At 61.5% G+C, this 19,180-nt stretch carries 20 protein-coding genes; 18 read left to right on the plus strand and 2 right to left on the minus strand.

Translation table 11 applies throughout. The features are described 5' to 3' along the window. Positions 1-11: 11 nt before the first annotated feature. From BT199_RS01285 to yegS, 18 genes are all read left to right on the plus strand, one after another. On the plus strand, positions 12-194 hold the full coding sequence (locus BT199_RS01285; RefSeq protein WP_072433702.1) for a cold-shock protein: 183 nt from the start codon (positions 12-14) through the stop codon (positions 192-194). A gap of 148 nt (positions 195-342) precedes the next feature. Then, on the plus strand, positions 343-546 hold the full coding sequence (locus BT199_RS01290) for a hypothetical protein (protein ID WP_072433703.1): 204 nt from the start codon (positions 343-345) through the stop codon (positions 544-546). 33 nt (positions 547-579) lie between these two features. Beyond that, positions 580-783 (plus strand): cold-shock protein, encoded by a 204-nt coding sequence (locus BT199_RS01295; RefSeq protein WP_072433704.1) that lies wholly within the window; start codon positions 580-582, stop codon positions 781-783. 689 nt (positions 784-1,472) lie between these two features. Next, positions 1,473-3,587 carry a flagellar biosynthesis protein FlhA gene (gene flhA, locus BT199_RS01300; RefSeq protein ID WP_019818353.1) on the plus strand — a complete coding sequence of 705 codons (2,115 nt, stop codon included), beginning with the start codon at positions 1,473-1,475 and terminating at the stop codon, positions 3,585-3,587. Between the two features lie 11 nt (positions 3,588-3,598). After that, positions 3,599-4,915 (plus strand): flagellar biosynthesis GTPase FlhF, encoded by a 1,317-nt coding sequence (gene flhF, locus BT199_RS01305; protein WP_019818351.1) that lies wholly within the window; start codon positions 3,599-3,601, stop codon positions 4,913-4,915. Between the two features lie 105 nt (positions 4,916-5,020). Then, complete coding sequence (gene fleN / locus BT199_RS01310) at positions 5,021-5,854, plus strand: flagellar synthesis regulator FleN (protein ID WP_003192912.1); 834 nt, start codon at positions 5,021-5,023, stop codon at positions 5,852-5,854. After that, entirely contained in the window at positions 5,851-6,591 is a 741-nt protein-coding gene (gene fliA, locus BT199_RS01315) for an RNA polymerase sigma factor FliA (protein ID WP_003192909.1), read from the plus strand. The genes fleN and fliA overlap by 4 nt, the downstream gene beginning before the upstream one ends. A 167-nt stretch (positions 6,592-6,758) precedes the next feature. Beyond that, the gene (locus BT199_RS01320; protein ID WP_003192908.1) at positions 6,759-7,133 is read left to right on the plus strand and encodes a chemotaxis response regulator CheY; all 375 of its coding nucleotides are present in this window, start codon (positions 6,759-6,761) and stop codon (positions 7,131-7,133) included. Between the two features lie 18 nt (positions 7,134-7,151). Further along, the gene (locus BT199_RS01325) at positions 7,152-7,940 is read left to right on the plus strand and encodes a protein phosphatase CheZ (protein WP_003192906.1); all 789 of its coding nucleotides are present in this window, start codon (positions 7,152-7,154) and stop codon (positions 7,938-7,940) included. Positions 7,941-7,951: 11 nt separating this feature from the next. Beyond that, complete coding sequence (locus BT199_RS01330) at positions 7,952-10,156, plus strand: chemotaxis protein CheA (protein WP_014719334.1); 2,205 nt, start codon at positions 7,952-7,954, stop codon at positions 10,154-10,156. A 48-nt stretch (positions 10,157-10,204) separates the two neighbouring features. Beyond that, positions 10,205-11,335, plus strand: a complete 1,131-nt coding sequence (locus tag BT199_RS01335; protein ID WP_003192904.1) for a protein-glutamate methylesterase/protein-glutamine glutaminase — start codon at positions 10,205-10,207, stop codon at positions 11,333-11,335. Then, positions 11,335-12,075 carry a flagellar motor protein gene (locus BT199_RS01340; protein ID WP_003192902.1) on the plus strand — a complete coding sequence of 247 codons (741 nt, stop codon included), beginning with the start codon at positions 11,335-11,337 and terminating at the stop codon, positions 12,073-12,075. Before BT199_RS01335 ends, BT199_RS01340 begins: the two co-directional genes overlap by 1 nt. A gap of 16 nt (positions 12,076-12,091) precedes the next feature. After that, on the plus strand, positions 12,092-12,979 hold the full coding sequence (gene motD / locus BT199_RS01345) for a flagellar motor protein MotD (RefSeq protein WP_014719333.1): 888 nt from the start codon (positions 12,092-12,094) through the stop codon (positions 12,977-12,979). 51 nt (positions 12,980-13,030) lie between these two features. Beyond that, entirely contained in the window at positions 13,031-13,819 is a 789-nt protein-coding gene (locus tag BT199_RS01350; protein WP_014719332.1) for a ParA family protein, read from the plus strand. After that, entirely contained in the window at positions 13,819-14,610 is a 792-nt protein-coding gene (locus BT199_RS01355; RefSeq protein ID WP_032902451.1) for a CheW domain-containing protein, read from the plus strand. Before BT199_RS01350 ends, BT199_RS01355 begins: the two co-directional genes overlap by 1 nt. 79 nt (positions 14,611-14,689) lie before the next feature. Continuing rightward, positions 14,690-15,172: a chemotaxis protein CheW gene (locus tag BT199_RS01360; protein WP_003192896.1), complete on the plus strand. Its 483-nt coding sequence runs from the start codon at positions 14,690-14,692 to the stop codon at positions 15,170-15,172. Continuing rightward, entirely contained in the window at positions 15,173-15,565 is a 393-nt protein-coding gene (locus tag BT199_RS01365; protein WP_014719330.1) for a DUF2802 domain-containing protein, read from the plus strand. Between the two features lie 1,146 nt (positions 15,566-16,711). After that, complete coding sequence (gene yegS / locus BT199_RS01380; protein WP_072433706.1) at positions 16,712-17,632, plus strand: lipid kinase YegS; 921 nt, start codon at positions 16,712-16,714, stop codon at positions 17,630-17,632. Here yegS and BT199_RS01385 read toward each other — a convergent pair. Both BT199_RS01385 and BT199_RS01390 read right to left on the minus strand, forming a co-directional pair. Beyond that, on the minus strand, positions 17,591-18,250 hold the full coding sequence (locus BT199_RS01385; protein ID WP_014719328.1) for a response regulator: 660 nt from the start codon (positions 18,248-18,250) through the stop codon (positions 17,591-17,593). The genes yegS and BT199_RS01385 overlap by 42 nt on opposite strands. After that, complete coding sequence (locus tag BT199_RS01390; RefSeq protein WP_072433707.1) at positions 18,247-19,140, minus strand: sensor histidine kinase; 894 nt, start codon at positions 19,138-19,140, stop codon at positions 18,247-18,249. Before BT199_RS01390 ends, BT199_RS01385 begins: the two co-directional genes overlap by 4 nt. Between the last annotated feature and the right edge of the window lie 40 nt (positions 19,141-19,180).

Below are 19,180 nucleotides of genomic sequence, written 5' to 3' on the forward strand. Positions count from 1 at the left end.
GGGAGGCGGTGATGGACAGGGGCACGGTCAGGTGGTTCGATGCGGTCAAGGGCATCGGTTTTATTGCCCGGGATCGCGATGGCAATCAGGTGTCCGCTCAGTCGACGGGCACTGAATGCAGTGAAGCCCATGCGCCGCCAACCCCCCTCAAGCTCCCCAAAAAACGCCAGCGAAAAATGTCGCCGGATACCTGATCCGGGTTCGCTTCGCAGCTAATCCCCTACCACCCGTCGACCACTCGCATCTACCTGTCAACTTTGACAGTAGCCAGCCGCTGCTTCTCACGGTTTCATTACGTCATGCACTGCGCGCATGTAGTAAACGAGATGCAGGGAGGGCGATATGGAAGCTAAGGGGACTGTCATAGCTTATGACTGGATTAGAAAGGAGTGGTTGATTGTGCGGGATGACGGCGAGGAAGTGTTTATCGATGTGGAAGATTGGCACCAGCCTGAGTTTTCGGTGGGTGAGCGCATGAGGTTTCAGATGATTCAGCGACCCTTGGGCGTGTATGCATTGCCCGTCAATGCGGTCAACGCCAATTGATCGGGTCCTTGGCGAAGTGTAGGGAGAGCGGCGATGGCAACTGGCACTGTGAAGTGGTTTAGCGCGGACAAGGGGTTTGGTTTTATTGCGCCAGATGATGGCGGGGCGGATGTTTTTGCCCATTACTCGGCAATTGCGTCGAGTGGGGAAAGAATCCTGGAAGAGAACGAAAAAGTGGAATATGAAGTCACGCAAGGCCCAAAAGGCCCGCAGGCCGAGAATATACGGCCTCTTTAAGACGCTCATCCGGTCATTTCCACGCGAAAATGTGGGAGGGCTTACTCCCACATTGGACCGTGGTATCAGTTGCTTTGATCGTTCCCACGCTCCCGCGTGGGAACGCATCCATGACGCTCTGCGTCACACCCTTGCAGAGTGCTCAAGTCGTGCGCCTGGCTCGGGACGCGGAGCGTCCCAGGCGGCATTCCCACGCAGAGCGTGGGAATGATCCAGGGAACCGCGTTATTGTTCTAGCCTCAGGTATCAAGCCTTTTGATCGTTCCCACGCTCCCGCGTGGGGAACGCATCGCGTGACGCTCTGCGTCACCCTTGCAGAGTGCTCAAGTCGTGCGCCTGGCTCGGGACGCGGAGCGTCCCAGGCGGCATTCCCACGCAGAGCGTGGGAATGATCCAGGGAACCGCGTTATTGTTCTAGCCTCAGGTATCAAGCCTCTTGATCGTTCCCACGCTCCCGCGTGGGGAACGCATCCGTGACGCTCTGCGTCACCCTTGCAGAGTGCTCAAGTCGTGCGCCTGACACACCGCATCGCAGGCAAGCCAGCTCCCACACTTGAATCGGTTACCACCCGAAAATCGTCCCAAAACCAAAGTTGGAAGGCTTCTTGCAACCCCGCCTCCAAGTCGCCCTCCAGCGTCAAAACTTTGCTTCAAGGACCCGAGGAATACCGGTGGTAGATCGCTCTCAAATGCTCAACACGGCCCGTGGCACCCTGACTGACCTGTCGCGGGGCAATCTGGGTGTGCCGTTGTTGTTGCTGGTGATGCTGGCAATGATGATGTTGCCGATGCCGCCCTTCCTGCTCGACGTGTTCTTTACCTTCAACATTGCCCTGTCTGTCGTGGTCTTGCTGGTGTGCGTGTACGCCTTGCGGCCGCTGGATTTCGCGGTGTTCCCGACGATTCTGCTGGTGGCGACCCTGCTACGTCTGGCATTGAACGTCGCCTCCACGCGGGTGGTGATGCTCCACGGCCAGGACGGCCATGCCGCTGCCGGTAAGGTGATCCAGGCCTTCGGTGAGGTGGTGATCGGCGGTAACTACGTGGTCGGTATCGTGGTGTTCGCGATCCTGATGATCATCAACTTTGTGGTGGTGACCAAGGGCGCCGGGCGGATTTCCGAGGTGAGCGCGCGGTTTACCCTCGACGCCATGCCCGGCAAGCAGATGGCCATCGACGCCGACCTCAACGCCGGCTTGATCGACCAGAACCAAGCCAAGTCGCGCCGGGCCGAAGTTGCTCAGGAAGCCGAGTTCTACGGCTCCATGGACGGCGCCAGCAAATTTGTGCGCGGTGACGCCATCGCTGGCCTGTTGATTCTGTTTATCAACCTGATCGGCGGCATGGCGGTCGGTATCTTCCAGCACGGCATGACCTTCGGCGATGCCGGCAAGGTGTACGCCTTGCTGACCATTGGTGACGGTTTAGTGGCGCAATTGCCATCACTGTTGTTATCCACAGCGGCGGCCATCATGGTTACCCGTGCTTCGGGCTCCGAAGACATGGGCAAGCAGATCAGCCGGCAGATGTTCGCTTCGCCCAAGGCCCTGGCCGTGGCGGCGGGCATTATGGCGATCATGGGTATCGTGCCGGGCATGCCGCACTTCTCGTTCCTGAGCATGGCGGCCCTGGCGGGTGGCGCGGCGTACCTGTTCTGGAAGAAGCAGAACCAGGTCAAGGTCCAGGCCGAGCAGGAAATCGCCCGTCAACAGGATCTGCTGCCATCCCCGGCCCGTGCCCAGGAAACCAAGGAACTGGGCTGGGACGACGTCACGCCCATCGACATGATCGGCCTGGAAGTCGGCTACCGCCTGATCCCGCTGGTCGACCGCAACCAGGGTGGGCAACTGCTGGCGCGAATCAAGGGCGTGCGCAAGAAGCTGTCGCAGGACTTGGGCTTCCTGATGCCCACCGTGCATATCCGTGACAACCTCGACCTGGCCCCCAGCGCCTATCGCCTGACCCTGATGGGGGTGATCCTGGCCGAAGCCGAGATCTACCCGGACCGCGAACTGGCGATCAACCCAGGCCAAGTGTTCGGTACGCTCAACGGCATCACCGCCAAAGATCCGGCTTTCGGCCTGGAAGCGGTGTGGATCGAAGTCAGCCAGCGCAGCCAGGCGCAGTCCCTCGGTTACACCGTGGTGGATGCCAGTACCGTGGTCGCCACGCACCTCAACCAGATTCTCTACAAGCACTCCCACGAGCTGATCGGCCACGAGGAAGTCCAGCAATTGATGGGCTTGCTGGCCAAATCGTCGCCAAAACTGGCCGAAGAACTGGTGCCGGGTGTGCTGTCGCTGTCGCAGTTGCTCAAGGTGTTGCAAGCGCTGTTGGCCGAACAGGTGCCCGTGCGCGACATTCGCAGCATTGCCGAGGCCATCGCCAACAATGCCGCCAAGAGTCAAGATACTGCCGCTCTGGTGGCGGCGGTGCGTGTCGGTGTGTCCCGCGCAATCGTGCAAAGCATTGTAGGGACTGAGTCCGAGCTGCCTGTGATCACCTTGGAACCCAGGTTGGAACAAATATTGCTCAATAGTATTCAGAAGGCGGGGCAAGGCCAGGAAGAGGGCGTTTTACTGGAGCCAAGCATGGCTGAAAAGCTGCAGCGTTCGTTGATCGACGCCGCACAGCGCCAGGAAATGCAGGGCAACCCGGTGATCCTGCTGGTGGCTGGCCCGGTTCGCGCGATGTTGTCGCGGTTTGGACGCCTGGCTGTACCGAATTTGCACGTATTGGCTTACCAGGAAATTCCTGACAATAAGCAAGTGACTATCGTCGCGACAGTTGGGCCCAATGGCTGAGGTAGTGGGTTATGCAAGTTAAGCGTTTTTTCGCCGCCGATATGCGTCAGGCCATGAAGTTGGTCCGCGATGAGCTGGGCGCCGATGCCGCGATTATCGGTAACCGTCGGATTGCTGGCGGTGTCGAGCTGACGGCTGCCCTGGATTACACGCCCCAGGCGCTGGCCCCGCGCGTGCCGAACATGGAACTCGAAGACGAGCTGCGCAAGACCGCCTCGCGCATTGTGTCGGCCCAGGCTGAACTGAGCATGCGCGGTGACAGCGATGCCAGCACCAATCGCCAATTATTCGCCGGCCTGCCGCTGACCGCCGCCGAGCCGCTGGTTGAGCCCACCTTTGTCGAACCGCCGCGTCCTGCAGCGCCTGCCCCGGCCGCCGCAGTTGACCAGCGTGTGATCGACTCGATGCGCTTTGAACTCAATGGCCTGCGCGAATTGCTCGAAGTGCAGCTGGGCTCGTTGGCCTGGACTCAGTTGCAAGGCAGCAAGCCGCAGCAAGCCAACCTGTGGCGTCGCTTGCAGCGCATCGGCCTGTCCGGCCCGTTGTCCCGCGACCTGCTGGCCTTGACCGCCGAAGTCGAAGAACCTCGTCAGGCCTGGCGCATGTTGCTGGCGCATCTGGCGCGCATGATCGCCACGCCGGAAATCGAACCCCTGGAAGAGGGCGGTGTGATCGCCATGGTCGGCCCCGCCGGCATGGGCAAGACCACCACCCTGGCCAAGCTGGCCGCCCGTTATGTGCTTAAGTACGGCGCACAGAATATCGCGTTGGTGAGCATGGACAGCTACCGCATCGGCGCCCAGGAGCAGCTCAAGACCCTGGGCCGCATTCTCAACGTGCCGGTGACCCATGTCGACCCGGGCCAGTCCCTGGCCAATGCCCTCGAGCCGTTGCTGCGCAAGCGCGTGGTGCTGATCGATACCGCCGGCCTGCAAGCCAGTGATCCAGCGCTGCGCATGCAGCTCGAAAGCCTGGCCGGGCGTGGCATCAAGTCGAAAAATTACCTGGTGCTTGCAACCACCAGCCAGAAACAGGTTCTTACCGCTGCCTATCACAGCTACAAGCGTTGCGGCTTGGCCGGCTGCATCCTCACCAAACTCGACGAAACCGCGAGCCTGGGCGAGGTATTGAGCCTGGCCATCAGCCATGAATTACCGGTTGCCTACCTCACCGACGGGCCGCGGATCCCGGATGATCTGCATCTGCCGCGCCGTCATCAGTTGGTCAGCCGTGCCGTGAGTGTGCAAATGCAAGACGAGCCTAGCGAGGAAGCGATGGCCGATATGTTCGCCGACCTTTACCACCACCCGGCTAAACGGGTGGGTTGAGGCAGGATGAACACCGTGAAATGTACCTACATCGATGGTCTGCAAGCGATTCACGCGGCCAAGCCATGTAGCCTGCGTCTAAGCAAGACAAGGTAAAGAAATAAAATGGGCAGCATGCATCCCGTACAGGTGATCGCGGTGACCGGCGGCAAAGGTGGCGTCGGGAAAACTAACGTGTCAGTGAATTTGTCCCTGGCCCTGGCAGAGCTTGGCCGTCGCGTCATGCTGCTGGATGCTGACCTGGGCTTGGCGAACGTGGACGTTCTCCTGGGGCTGACACCCAAACATACCCTGGCCGATGTGATCGAGGGCCGCTGCGAGCTGCGCGATGTGCTGCTCCAGGGCCCTGGTGGCATTCGCATCGTGCCGGCGGCCTCGGGCACCCAGAGCATGGTGCACCTGAGCCCCGCGCAGCATGCCGGGCTGATCCAGGCGTTCAGCGACATCGGCGACAACCTCGACGTGCTGGTGATCGACACCGCCGCCGGGATCGGCGAGTCGGTGGTCAGCTTTGTGCGCGCAGCGCAGGAAGTGCTGTTGGTGGTGTGCGACGAGCCCACCTCGATCACCGATGCCTACGCGCTGATCAAACTGCTTAACCGTGACTACGGCATGAATCGCTTCCGCGTGCTGGCCAACATGGCCCAGAGCCCGCAGGAAGGGCGCAACCTGTTCGCCAAGTTGACCAAGGTCACGGACCGCTTCCTCGATGTGGCTTTACAATACGTCGGCGCAGTTCCCTATGACGAGTGTGTGCGCAAGGCCGTGCAAAAGCAGCGTGCGGTCTACGAAGCGTTCCCTCGTTCGAAATGCGCACTGGCGTTCAAGGCCATTGCCCAGAAGGTCGATACCTGGCCGTTGCCCGCCAACCCGCGGGGGCATCTGGAGTTTTTCGTCGAGCGTTTGGTGCATCAGACGAGCGCAGGACCGGTGCTATGACATCCAGCGGCTACAACCTTTACAAAAAGTCGGCACGTGACAGCCAGGGCGAATTGATCGAGCGCTATGCGCCGTTGGTCAAGCGCATTGCCTATCACCTGTTGGCGCGCCTGCCCGCGAGTGTGCAGGTTGAAGACTTGATCCAGGCCGGCATGATCGGCCTGCTTGAAGTCTCGACCAAATACGACGCCAGCAAGGGTGCCAGTTTCGAAACGTATGCGGGTATCCGTATCCGTGGCGCGATGCTCGACGAGGTGCGTAAAGGCGATTGGGCGCCGCGTTCGGTACACCGCAATACGCGCATGGTCAGTGATGCAATTCGAGCAATTGAAGCAAAAACCGGTCGTGACGCTAAAGATCATGAAGTTGCGGCCGAACTCCAATTGAGTCTCGACGATTATTACGGGATTTTGAACGATACCTTGGGCAGCCGCCTGTTCAGTTTTGACGACCTTTTACAGGACGGCGAACACGAAGGGCTGCACGAGGACGGCGCGAGCGCGCATACGGAGCCGTCACGCGACCTGGAAGATGAACGTTTCCAGGGCGCGTTGGCCGATGCAATCGCCAACTTGCCGGAGCGTGAGCGGCTGGTGCTGGCGCTGTACTACGACGAAGAGCTGAACCTCAAGGAAATCGGTGAGGTCCTGGGGGTCAGCGAATCGCGTGTCAGCCAGTTGCATAGCCAGTGCGCAGCCCGCTTGCGGGGGCGATTGGCCGAGTGGCGCGCGCGCTGACAGGCAGTGTGGGGGCACTGCAGACGCTGCCGTGAGATCGCAAGGTTTCGCGGCTGTGTGCCGTGGTGCCCTGGGCAGTCCTTTTTGTGTAACGCCTGTTGATTGAAATGGCGCGTCCAGGTGCTGGGCGCGTTTAAGACTGCTTGGAGGTCGAATTGGACAAGAACATGAAAATCCTCATCGTTGATGACTTCTCAACGATGCGGCGGATCATTAAAAACCTGTTGCGTGACCTTGGGTTCACCAACACGGTCGAGGCGGATGATGGCCTGACGGCCATTCCGATCCTCAACAGCGGGAGCATCGACTTTCTGGTAACCGACTGGAACATGCCGGGCATGACCGGTATCGACCTGCTGCGCCATGTGCGCGCCGATGAAAAACTGCGCAGCTTGCCTGTGCTGATGGTGACCGCCGAAGCCAAGCGCGAACAGATCATCGAAGCCGCCCAAGCCGGGGTCAACGGTTATGTGGTCAAACCATTCACGGCACTGGCCTTGAAAGAGAAGATCGAGAAAATCTTCGAACGCATCCACGGCTAATGCCATCGCGGGGGAGCTATGGAGCATAACGAAACGTCACAGGGCGACTTTGAGTCGACCCTGAAAAAACATGCTCACCAGTTGGTCGACAGCCTGGAAAAAGGCCAGTTCGCCGATGCGGTGCAGTTGATCCATGAGCTTAACCAGACCCGTGACCGCGGCCTGTACCAGGAAGTGGGCAAGCTCACACGCGAGCTGCACAGCGCAATCGTCAATTTCCAGATTGACCCGCGCATGCCCCAGGCCGAAGAAATTTCCCAGATCACTGATGCCACCGAGCGCCTGTCCTATGTGGTCAGGCTGACTGAGGCGGCGGCCAACCGCACCATGGACCTGGTGGAAAACGCCACGCCCCTGGTCAACGGCATGGCCACCGAAGCCCAGGCCTTGAGCCAGGACTGGGGCCGCTTCATGCGCCGCGAAGTGGGCGCTGAAGAGTTTCGTGAACTGGCGCGTCGCGTCGACGGGTTCCTGTCGCGCAGCGAACAGGAAAACCGCACGGTGGCCAGCAACCTCAACGACATCCTGCTGGCCCAGGATTACCAGGACCTCACCGGCCAGGTGATCAAGCGCGTGACCCAGTTGGTTACCGAAGTGGAAAGCAACTTGCTCAAATTGGTGCTGATGGCCGGCCAGGTCGATCGTTTTGCCGGCATCGAACATGACCGTGAAGCGATCCTCTCGGAAAAAGATCCACAAAAACATCTCGCCAAGGGTGAAGGTCCGCAGATTCATGCCGATAAACGTGAAGACGTTGTGTCAGGTCAGGATGACGTAGATGACCTGTTATCCAGTTTAGGCTTCTAAGGAGCACCCACATGAGCTTCGGCGCCGATGAAGAAATCCTTCAGGATTTCCTTGTAGAGGCCGGCGAAATTCTAGAGCAACTGTCCGAACAACTGGTCGAGCTGGAAAGCCGACCGGATGATGCGAACCTGCTCAATGCAATTTTTCGCGGTTTTCACACTGTAAAAGGGGGCGCCGGCTTCCTCCAGCTCCATGAGCTGGTGGAGTGCTGTCACATCGCCGAGAACGTTTTCGACATCCTGCGCAAGGGTGAGCGTCACGTCGACTCGGAACTGATGGACGTGATTCTCGAAGCACTGGATGCGGTCAACGGCATGTTCAGCCAAGTGCGTGAACGTGCACCGATCACTGCCGCCACGCCGGAACTGCTGGCCGCCCTGGCGCGCCTGGCCGAACCTGCCGATACCGCGGCTGCGCCGGTGGTCGAGGCCGCACCGGAGCCGGTGGCGCAAGCCGAGCCGGACGTGACCGACAGCGAGTTCGAACAACTGCTCAACTCCCTCAGCGCGGTCAAGGCCGAAGCTGAAGTGCCGGTGCAGCCTGCCGCGACGCCGAGCAGTGAAGACATTACGGACGCCGAGTTCGAGTCGTTGCTCGACCAGTTGCACGGCAAAGGCCAGTTCGCGGCGGATGCCGTGGCACCTCCTGCGGCGACGCCAGAAGCACCCGCTGCCAACACCAGCACTGACATTACCGACGACGAATTCGAGGCACTGCTCGACCAACTGCATGGCAAAGGCACCTTTGTGGCCGAAGCCCTGCCCGAGGTTGCAGCGACTGCCGCCGCCGCTGCGCCAGCGGCCAGTACCGCACCGGCCGGTGACGGGTTGATCTCGGATCACGAATTCGAAGCCTTGCTCGACGAGCTGCACGGCAAAGGCAAGTTCAGCGAAGTTGCCCCGGCCGCGGCCGCGCAGGTTGCAGCACCAGCCACTGCGGCACCGGTTGCTGCCAAACCTGCGCCGGCAGCCAAGCCAGCACCTGCCGCCGCCCCGGCCCCTGCGCGTGCAGCGGCCCCAGCGGCAGCGGAAAAACCTGCCAGCGAAGCCGAAACCACCGTGCGTGTGGATACCGCGCGCCTGGACGACATCATGAACATGGTGGGCGAACTGGTGCTGGTGCGTAACCGTCTGGTGCGCCTGGGCCTGAACAGCGGCGACGAAGCCATGCAGAAGGCCGTGTCGAACCTCGACGTGGTCACCGCCGACCTGCAAACCGCGGTGATGAAAACGCGGATGCAGCCGATCAAGAAAGTCTTCGGCCGTTTCCCGCGCCTGGTTCGTGACCTGGCGCGCCAGCTCAAGAAAGAAATCAACCTGGAACTGGTGGGCGAAGAAACCGACCTCGACAAAAACCTCGTCGAGGCTCTGGCTGACCCGCTGGTCCACTTGGTGCGCAACGCGGTCGACCACGGCGTAGAAACTCCGGAAGAACGCGAAGCTGCGGGCAAGTCCCGCAACGGCAAAGTGATTTTGGCGGCGGAGCAAGAGGGCGACCACATCCTGCTGTCGATCACCGATGACGGCAAAGGCATGGACCCGACCATCTTGCGCAATATCGCGGTCAAGCGCGGCGTGATGGACAAGGACGCCGCCGACCGCCTGACCGACACCGAGTGCTACAACCTGATCTTTGCCCCGGGCTTTTCGACCAAAACCGAGATCTCCGACGTGTCCGGGCGTGGCGTGGGCATGGACGTGGTGAAGACCAAGATCAGCCAGCTCAACGGCTCGATCAATATCTACTCGACCAAGGGCCAGGGCTCCAAGATCGTCATCAAGGTGCCGTTGACCCTGGCGATCATGCCGACCCTGATGGTGATGCTGGGCAACCAGGCGTTCGCCTTCCCGCTGGTCAACGTCAACGAGATCTTCCACCTCGACCTGTCGCGCACTAACGTGGTGGACGGCCAGGAAGTGGTGATCGTGCGTGACAAGGCGTTGCCGCTGTTCTACCTCAAGCGTTGGCTGGTGGCCTCGGCCGCCCATGAAGAACAACGCGAAGGCCATGTGGTGATTCTGTCCGTGGGTACCCAGCGCATCGGCTTTGTGGTCGACCAACTGGTGGGCCAGGAAGAAGTGGTGATCAAGCCTTTGGGCAAGATGCTGCAGGGAACCCCAGGCATGTCGGGCGCAACCATTACCGGTGACGGTCGCATCGCACTGATTCTCGATGTTCCGAGCATGCTCAAGCGTTACGCCGCACGGCGTATTTGATTCTGGTGGGGCAGGGCGGTCATGCCCGCCCCGCCTAACGGAGTGTTTATGGCAGTCAAGGTCCTGGTGGTGGACGATTCGGGTTTCTTCCGCCGCCGCGTCTCGGAAATTCTTTCCGCTGATCCAACGATCCAGGTGGTCGGCACGGCCACCAACGGCAAAGAGGCGATCGATCAAGCCATTGCCTTGAAGCCGGACGTGATCACCATGGACTACGAGATGCCGATGATGGATGGCATCACGGCCGTGCGCCACATCATGCAACGCTGCCCTACACCGGTATTGATGTTTTCCTCGCTGACTCACGAAGGCGCGCGGGTGACCCTCGACGCTTTGGATGCCGGCGCGGTGGACTTTTTGCCGAAGAATTTCGAAGACATCTCGCGCAACCCCGACAAGGTCAAGCAGATGCTGTGCGAGAAGGTGCACAGCATTTCCCGCAGTAACCGTCGCAGCCTGTTCAGCACACCTGCGCCAGCCCCTACGCCTGCGCCCGCCGCAGCGGCGCCCAGTTCGTCGTTTGCGCGCCCGGCCCCGGCGCCCGTGGCCCGGCCTGCGGTCGCGCCGGTGCGTGCCGCCGCAGCGCCGAGTGCGCATTCGCCGGCACCCAAGCGCAAGGCTTACAAGCTGGTCGCCATCGGCACCTCCACCGGCGGCCCGGTGGCCTTGCAGCGGGTATTGACCCAACTGCCGGCCAACTTCCCTGCGCCGATTGTGCTGGTGCAGCACATGCCGGCGGCATTCACCAAGGCGTTCGCCGAGCGCTTGGACAAGCTGTGCCGTATCACCGTCAAGGAAGCCGAGGATGGCGACATTCTGCGTCCTGGCCTGGCACTGCTGGCGCCGGGCGGCAAGCAGATGATGGTGGATGGGCGTGGCGCGATCAAAATCCTGCCGGGCGATGAGCGCCTGAACTACAAGCCGTGTGTGGATATCACCTTCGGTTCGGCGGCCAAGTCCTATGGCGACAAAGTTCTGGCGGTGGTGCTCACCGGCATGGGCGCCGATGGCCGTGAAGGTGCGCGCCTGCTCAAGCAGGGCGGCAGCGCCATCTGGGCCCAGGATGAAGCCAGTTGCGTGATCTATGGCATGCCCATGGCCATCGTCAAGGCTGACCTGGCCGATGCGGTCTACAGCCTGGACGACATCGGCAAGCACCTGGTGGAGGCCTGCCTCTGATGGATGTGTTGAGCCTGATCGGCATCACCATGGCGTTTGTCGCCATCATCGGTGGCAACTACCTGGAAGGCGGCCACCTCGGCGCCTTGGCCAACGGCCCGGCAGCGCTGATCGTGATCGGTGGCACCGTGGGCGCGGCGTTGTTGCAGTCGCCCCTGAGCTCATTCAAGCGTGCCATGCAGATTCTGGTGTGGATCATTTTTCCGCCACGGGTCGACCTGGCAGGCGGCATCGACCGCGTGGTCAATTGGAGCCTCACCGCCCGCAAGGAAGGCCTGCTGGGCCTGGAAGGCGTGGCCGATGCCGAGCCTGACAGCTACGCGCGCAAAGGCCTGCAACTGTTGGTCGATGGCGCCGAACCGGAAGCGATCCGCAGCATCCTCGAAGTGGACTTCTACACTCAGGAAAGCCGTGACATCAACGCGGCCAAAGTCTTTGAAAGCATGGGCGGCTACGCGCCGACCATTGGCATCATCGGCGCGGTGATGGGCCTGATCCACGTGATGGGCAACCTGGCCGACCCTTCGCAACTGGGCAGCGGCATTGCCGTGGCGTTTGTCGCGACCATCTACGGCGTGGCCAGTGCCAACCTGGTGCTGCTGCCGGTGGCCAGCAAGCTCAAGTCGATTGCCATGCGCCAGTCGCGTTATCGCGAAATGTTGCTCGAAGGCATCCTGTCGATTGCCGAGGGCGAGAACCCGCGCTCCATCGAATTGAAGCTTCAGGGCTTCATGGATTGATGGGGAGGAACTGCCTGTGAGCCGTCGCCGTCGCGAGCCCGAGGAACACGTCAACCACGAACGCTGGTTGGTGTCCTACGCGGACTTCATCACCTTGCTGTTCGCGTTTTTTGTGGTGATGTACTCGATCTCGTCGATCAACGAAGGCAAGTACAAGATTATTTCCCAGGCGCTGGTGGGCGTGTTCAACGATGCCGAGCGGTCGCTCAAGCCGATCCCTATCGGCGAAGAGCGGCCCAAGACCGTGACCCCGGCCAAGCCTCTGGTCAATGACAGTGATGAAACCGCTGCCGGTATCCAAGGCACCAGCGACCCGCTCAAGAGCATCGCAGACGATATCAGTGCCGCCTTTGGCGACCTGATCAGCTCCAACCAGATGACCGTGCGTGGCAATGAGTTGTGGGTGGAGATCGAGCTGAACTCCAGCCTGTTGTTCGCCAGTGCTGATGCATTGCCCAGTGACCAGGCGTTCACCATCATCGACAAGGTCGCGGCGATCCTCAAACCGTTTGAAAACCCGATCCACGTGGAAGGCTTCACCGACAATTTCCCCATCAGCACTGCGCAGTACCCGACCAACTGGGAGCTGTCCTCGGCCCGCGCATCGAGCATCGTGCGCATGTTGGCGATGCAGGGTGTGAACCCCCAGCGCCTGGCGTCGGTGGGCTATGGTGAATTCCAGCCGGTGGCCAATAACGCCACGGTCGAAGGCCGTGCCCGTAACCGCCGGGTGGTGCTGGTGGTCTCGCGCAACCTGGATGTGCGTCGCAGCCTGACCGGAACCGGCACCGCCAATGCCACCCCGGATGCGGCGTTGAAGCGTGCTGGCACACAAACTGCACCGCCCGTTGTCAAACCGCCGGTCCGACCGAGTAACGTCAATTCTCCGTCGCTGGCTCAATAACCGTATGCAATGTCTCGGTCGCGCCTGTGCCCGCCGGGAGGAACCAACCGAATGAGAGTCTGGGCAGTTGCCAATCAAAAGGGTGGAGTCGGCAAGACCACCACTTCCATCGCCTTGGCCGGTTTGCTGGCCGAAGCGGGCAAGCGTGTGGTCGTGGTCGACCTGGACCCCCACGGTTCCATGACCAGCTATTTCGGCTACGACCCGGATGCGCTGGAACATAGCTGCTATGACCTGTTTTTGCACAAGGGCAGCGTGCCGGCGGATCTGCCTGGGCAACTGCTGTTGCCCACCAGCAACGAAAGCATTTCCCTGCTGCCGTCGAGCACCGCCCTGGCCACGCTGGAGCGCCAGTCGCCAGGCCAGAGCGGCCTGGGCCTGGTGATCGCCAAGACCCTGGCGCAGCTGTGGCAGGACTTCGATTACGCGATCATCGACAGCCCGCCGTTGCTCGGCGTGCTGATGGTCAACGCGTTGGCGGCCAGCCAGCAATTGGTGATCCCGGTGCAGACCGAGCACCTGGCGGTCAAGGGCCTGGAGCGTATGGTCAGCACCCTGGCGATGATCAACCGTTCGCGCAAGCAGGCGCTGCCGTTCAGCATCGTGCCGACCTTGTTCGACCGTCGCACCCAGGCGTCCCTCGGCACCTTGCGCGTATTGCGCGATGCCTACCCGGACACCATCTGGAACGGTTACATCCCGGTGGACACGCGCCTGCGTGACGCCAGCCGTGCCGGGCTCACACCGTCGCAGTTCGACGGCAAGAGCCGTGGCGTGCTGGCCTACCGTGCGTTGCTCAAGCACCTGCTGTCGCAACAACTTGTGGCGCAGGTGGCGTGATGAACCGTCCTGTCGAATTCAAGACCCGCCCGCAACTGGCACTGGAATCCTACCTGGATGCCTTGCTGCAGGATGCGACGGCCGAGGAACTGCCAGAACCGATTCTGGTACTTGAGCCTGCTGTCGAACCCGAAAGCCCGCTGGATGAATTCCAGCAGGCGGTGATGGAAGAGCAGGCACGGGATGCGCAGGGGGTGGAGGCGCCCGTGGTGGTGCCGAGCGCCCCGGCAGTGGTGGCGCCGCCGGTGGTCGAACCGCTGGTGGACGTGCACCTGCCGCCCAGCATCACGCCGCCACCGGTGACGGGCGACGGTCGCCCCTCATGGGCTGCCGAGCCGTTCGAGTGCCTGCTGTTCGACGTCGCCGGGTTGACCCTGGCGGTGCCGCTGGTGTGCCTGGGCTCGATCTATTCCCTGGAAGGCCAGGAGCTGACGCCGCTGTTCGGGCAGCCGGAGTGGTTCCTCGGCATCCTGCCCAGCCAGGCCGGCAACCTCAAGGTGCTGGATACGGCGCGCTGGGTGATGCCCGACCGCTACCGCGATGATTTTCGCCAGGGCCTGCAATACGTGATCTCGGTGCAGGGCTACGAGTGGGGGCTGGCGGTGCATCAAGTCAGCCGCTCGTTGCGCCTGGACCCCAATGAAATCAAATGGCGCAGCCACCGCGGCCAGCGGCCGTGGCTGGCGGGCACGGTGATTGAACACATGTGCGCGTTGCTGGATGTCGCCGAACTGGCCGAGTTGATCGCCAGCGGTGCGGTGAAGGCAATGCCACAGAACAAACGCAGTTGATTGAACAATAAGGGCCGTGCGGTTGCGCGGCCTACGTGCACACACGCCGTCGATAGCGGCATTTGAAGGGGTCAGATGAATGAACAAGTCAGCGTCCGCACAAGGTTTGGATGATCCGATCCTGCAATGGGTGACCTTCAAGCTGGACAACGAAACCTACGGCATTAACGTGATGCGCGTGCAGGAAGTGCTGCGCTACACCGAGATCGCCCCGGTTCCAGGCGCGCCAAGTTACGTGCTGGGCATCATCAACCTGCGTGGCAACGTGGTGACGGTGATCGACACCCGCCAGCGGTTCGGCCTGGACACGGTTGAAGTCAGCGACAACACCCGTATCGTGATCATCGAGGCCGACAAGCAAGTGGTCGGCATCCTGGTCGACAGCGTGGCCGAGGTGGTTTACCTGCGCCAATCGGAAGTGGAAACCGCACCGAACGTCGGTAACGAAGAGTCGGCCAAGTTCATCCAGGGCGTGTGCAACAAGAACGGCGAACTGCTGATTCTGGTTGAGCTGGACAAGATGATGAGCGAAGAAGAGTGGTCGGAACTGGAGAGCATCTGATTGTTCCTTGAGGCAGCGGTGATTGTCCTGGCCCTGTTGTGGGCCGGGACCTTGGCGTTTGTGCTGCGCTATGTGCGCCAGCAGCGGGAGTTGGCCTTGCAACAGGCCGAGCGCGATGCGGTGCGTGACCGGCGCATTCTGGAACTGGTCAAGCGCGTTGATCATTACCAGCAAAGTGCGGTGCGGGTGGGGGATGAGGTGCATGAACTGCGTGCGATTCTTGCGCCGTTGCCGGACAGGTTGGTGCAGTTGGAGCAGCGTGATCCGTCGAACCTGTCGTTTGCCCAGGCGGCCAAGCTGGTTGGCATGGGGGCGACGGTGGATGAGTTGACCCAGTCGTGCGGGCTGACCCAGGCCGAGGCGCAGTTGATGAGTAAGTTGCACAAGGGCTGATTCTCGACGCGGCTTGGCCGCCGCAGCGATCAACTGTGGGAGCTGGCTTGCCTGCGATGACGGCCTACCAGCCGACACCTCTCTACCTGACACCCCCGATCCAACTGTGGGAGCTGGCTTGCCTGCGATGACGGCCTACCAGCCGACACCTCTCTACCTGACACCCCCGATCCAACTGTGGGAGCTGGCTTGCCTGCGATGACGGCCTACCAGCCGACACCTCTCTACCTGACACCCCCGATCCAACTGTGGGAGCTGGCTTGCCTGCGATGACGGCCTACCAGCCGACACCTCTCTACCTGACACCCCCGATCCAACTGTGGGAGCTGGCTTGCCTGCGATGACGGCCTACCAGCCGACACCTCTCTACCTGACACCCCCGATCCAACTGTGGGAGCTGGCTTGCCTGCGATGACGGCCTACCAGCCGACACCTCTCTACCTGACACCCCCGATCCAACTGTGGGAGCTGGCTTGCCTGCGATGACGGCCTACCAGCCGACACCTCTCTACCTGACACCCCCGATCCAACTGTGGGAGCTGGCTTGCCTGCGATGACGGCCTACCAGCCGACACCTCTCTGCCTGACACCCCACAATCCAACTGTGGGAGCGGGCTTGCTCGCGAAGGCGGCCTGACAGGCGACGCTGTTATAGCGAGTACATATCCATTCCTGCGGTAACGGCCACTTAGGGTTCCGCCCTGACGGCGGCTCACTTTCGAAAAGCGCGAAAGTAAGCAAAGCGCTCTTGCCCCACCACTCGGCATCTCGCTTAGGCTCGGTGTGCCCGAACACAGTCTTGAATCCGTGGGCCGCCGCCCCGCGCCATCCATGGCGCGGGGCGGCTAACCCGGCGTCCTGCCGGGTTACCCACGAATTCAAGCCTGCGTTCGGCCAGCGTGGTTTAACGGGGCGCCTGAGATCAAAAGCAGAGCAAGATCAAGATCAAGAGCGGCTCGCTTCGCATCGTGGTTACCGTTGGGTGGCAGATTTGAGGTCTTTGTCGATTGAACCGCCGCCATCGCAGGCAAGCCAGCTCCCACTTCTTGATCTGTGTACTTCAATCAATTTTCTCCAGCCACAGACTTTTCCTGTTCCCCAAAGGTCAACATCCTTCAAGCACCTTGACCCAGGAGATTCTCCCAAATGACCGCCCCCAAAGCCCTGTTGATCCTTCACGGCAAACAAGCCCTCAACGAGGATGTGCGCGCTGCCGTGCTGGCCCGGCGTGAGCAGGGTGGGGAGCTGGCCGTGCGGGTGACGTGGGAGGGCGGTGATGCCCGGCGACTGGTCAATGAAGCGCTGGCCGAGGGGTACACCCATATCATTGCCGGCGGTGGCGACGGCACCTTGCGCGATGTGGCCGAAGCCATGGCCCATGCCAACACCGACGCCAGCCTGGTGCTGATGCCCCTGGGTACCGCCAATGATTTCGCCAAGGCCGCCGGCGTGCCGTTGGAGCCGGCTGGCGCCCTGGCTTTGCTGGACGTGCCGCCCAAGGCGATTGACCTGGGCCAGGTCGGTGGGCAAATCTTCCTGAACATGGCCACCGGTGGTTTTGGCAGCCAGGTCACGGCCAACACGTCCGAAGACCTGAAGAAGGTCCTGGGCGGTGCCGCGTACCTGTTTACCGGTTTAACCCGCTTCAGTGAATTGAAAGCCGCCTACGGTGAATTGGAAGGCCCGGATTTCCATTGGAAAGGCGAGTTGCTCGCGCTGGGCATCGGTAACGGTCGCCAGGCCGGTGGCGGGCATGTGCTGTGCCCCGGTGCATTGGCTGATGACGGGCTGTTGGATGTCAGCATCTTGCCGGCGCCTCAAGAGGTGGTCGGCACGTTGCGTGAGTTGATGAACAACGGCTGGGGCCTGGACACCATGTTCGTGCGCGCACGCCTGCCGTGGGTGAAGATCAAGGTCGCACAAGGCTTGTACATCAACCTCGACGGCGAGCCGCTGGAAGGCGACGACCTGCACTTCGAAGCGCTGCCCAAGGCCCTGCGCGTGCACTTGCCGCTGGGTTCGCCGTTAGTCGTCCAGGCTGATGATCTGCTCACGCACGGCAAATAACACCAGGCCCGCCACGTCAAAAATCTGCAAGCGCTTCATGATCTGCGAGCGGTGGGCTTCGACAGTCTTGATGCTCAGGCCCAGGCCGTGGGCAATTTCGCGGGTGGATTTGCCGCGCACGATCAAGCGCAGGATTTCCAGTTGCCGCGCCGTCAGGCTGTGGCTGTGGGCGACAGGCGCGCTGGGGGCCTGGCTACGGATCAGCGCCTGGTTGATCACTGTGTGGGCGATGGCGGGGCTCAGGTAGCGTTCGTTGTTACGCAGGGCCAGCAGGGCATGTTCCAGCTCGTTGGCGGTGGTGTCCTTGAGCAGGTAGCCGTGGGCACCGGACTCCAGTGCGCGCATGATCAGGTCCGGCTCGGTGTGCATCGACAGAATCAGCACCTTGCACGTGGGGTAAAAACGCTTGAGTTGCTGCAAGGCATCCAGCCCGCCGGTGTGCTTCATCGACAGGTCGAGCAGCACGATATCTGGCTGCAAGGCACTGTATTGCTCCAGTAGTTGCGCGCCATCGCTGGCTTCGCCGATGACGCTGTAGCCGGGAATATCCAGAATCAGCGCGCGCACGCCGGCGCGAATCAGTGCATGGTCGTCTACCAAGAGTAAATTGCAGGTCACTCGAGAACCTTAGGGGCGCTGGCCCGTTCGAGAGCGCGGGGCGCCCAAGGGAAAAGTGCGTTGATGCGTGTACCTTTGCCGGGCTCGCTGCTGACGGAAAAGGTGCCTCCCAGTTGGTGTGTTCGTTCGCACATACCGGCCATGCCCCGTTGGCCTTCCCGGCCCGGATCGGGGGCAGGCAAGAACCCCTGGCCGTCATCGCAGATTATCAACGACAAGCCTTCAGGCAGGCGTTGCAGACGCACCAGCAGGTTGCGAGCCTTTGCATGGCGAAGCATGTTGGTCACCGCTTCCTGAGTGACGCGAAAGGCCGCCACGGCCATTTCTTCGGGGATGCCGGTGAGCCGTTGCTGGCACTCCAGGCTCCAGCACACCTGGGTGTTTTCCAGGGTCTTGAGCAGGTGCGCGCGCAGGCTGGCTTCCAGGCCCAGGCTGGTCAGTTGGCGCGGGTTGAGGATGGCGCAGACGTCACGCACCTTGGCCAGGGTTTCATTGAGCGTATTGCACAGCACCGAACAATGGTTTTGCAGATCCTGGGGCAGGCGGCGCTGCAGCCATTCACTTTGCAGCTTGGCGGCTGTCAGTAGCTGGCCGATGTCGTCATGCAGTTCGCGGCTGAGTCGGTGACGTTCGTTCTCCTGAACTTGCAATAGGCGGGCGGCCAGTTCCTGAGGCTCGAACTTGATGGCTGTGCGCGAACGCCACTGTTGCAGCCCGACCACCATCAGCGTGGCGAGGTTGAGCAGCACGATCAGCAACGGCAGTGGCGCGTCCAGCAGATAGACCCACAGGCTCGCCACCAACGAGCACAGGCATAGCGAAAGGGTAAGGCGGCGCGCGTGGCCGGGGGACACGGACCTGGCGATAAGTGACTTGAAACTGGCGTACATAGCGGATGGAGCCAATGAGGGTTCACTGCGGGGAGGCCGG

This window comes from Pseudomonas sp. NFR02 (assembly GCF_900119375.1).
Taxonomy (GTDB): domain Bacteria; phylum Pseudomonadota; class Gammaproteobacteria; order Pseudomonadales; family Pseudomonadaceae; genus Aquipseudomonas; species Aquipseudomonas paracarnis.

What these genes read in the sequence shown, in the direction of transcription:
- BT199_RS01295 (WP_072433704.1), top strand. Translation starts at nt 580, where the DNA reads ATGGCAACTGGCACTGTGAAGTGGTTTAGCGCGGACAAGGGGTTTGGT.
- BT199_RS01355 (WP_032902451.1), top strand. Translation starts at nt 13,819, where the DNA reads ATGAACCGTCCTGTCGAATTCAAGACCCGCCCGCAACTGGCACTGGAA.
- fliA (WP_003192909.1), top strand. Translation starts at nt 5,851, where the DNA reads ATGACATCCAGCGGCTACAACCTTTACAAAAAGTCGGCACGTGACAGC.
- BT199_RS01350 (WP_014719332.1), top strand. Translation starts at nt 13,031, where the DNA reads ATGAGAGTCTGGGCAGTTGCCAATCAAAAGGGTGGAGTCGGCAAGACC.
- BT199_RS01325 (WP_003192906.1), top strand. Translation starts at nt 7,152, where the DNA reads ATGGAGCATAACGAAACGTCACAGGGCGACTTTGAGTCGACCCTGAAA.
- BT199_RS01390 (WP_072433707.1), bottom strand. Translation starts at nt 19,140, where the DNA reads ATGTACGCCAGTTTCAAGTCACTTATCGCCAGGTCCGTGTCCCCCGGC.
- fleN (WP_003192912.1), top strand. Translation starts at nt 5,021, where the DNA reads ATGGGCAGCATGCATCCCGTACAGGTGATCGCGGTGACCGGCGGCAAA.
- yegS (WP_072433706.1), top strand. Translation starts at nt 16,712, where the DNA reads ATGACCGCCCCCAAAGCCCTGTTGATCCTTCACGGCAAACAAGCCCTC.
- BT199_RS01335 (WP_003192904.1), top strand. Translation starts at nt 10,205, where the DNA reads ATGGCAGTCAAGGTCCTGGTGGTGGACGATTCGGGTTTCTTCCGCCGC.
- BT199_RS01320 (WP_003192908.1), top strand. Translation starts at nt 6,759, where the DNA reads ATGAAAATCCTCATCGTTGATGACTTCTCAACGATGCGGCGGATCATT.
- BT199_RS01290 (WP_072433703.1), top strand. Translation starts at nt 343, where the DNA reads ATGGAAGCTAAGGGGACTGTCATAGCTTATGACTGGATTAGAAAGGAG.
- BT199_RS01330 (WP_014719334.1), top strand. Translation starts at nt 7,952, where the DNA reads ATGAGCTTCGGCGCCGATGAAGAAATCCTTCAGGATTTCCTTGTAGAG.
- BT199_RS01360 (WP_003192896.1), top strand. Translation starts at nt 14,690, where the DNA reads ATGAACAAGTCAGCGTCCGCACAAGGTTTGGATGATCCGATCCTGCAA.
- BT199_RS01340 (WP_003192902.1), top strand. Translation starts at nt 11,335, where the DNA reads ATGGATGTGTTGAGCCTGATCGGCATCACCATGGCGTTTGTCGCCATC.
- flhF (WP_019818351.1), top strand. Translation starts at nt 3,599, where the DNA reads ATGCAAGTTAAGCGTTTTTTCGCCGCCGATATGCGTCAGGCCATGAAG.
- flhA (WP_019818353.1), top strand. Translation starts at nt 1,473, where the DNA reads ATGCTCAACACGGCCCGTGGCACCCTGACTGACCTGTCGCGGGGCAAT.
- BT199_RS01285 (WP_072433702.1), top strand. Translation starts at nt 12, where the DNA reads ATGGACAGGGGCACGGTCAGGTGGTTCGATGCGGTCAAGGGCATCGGT.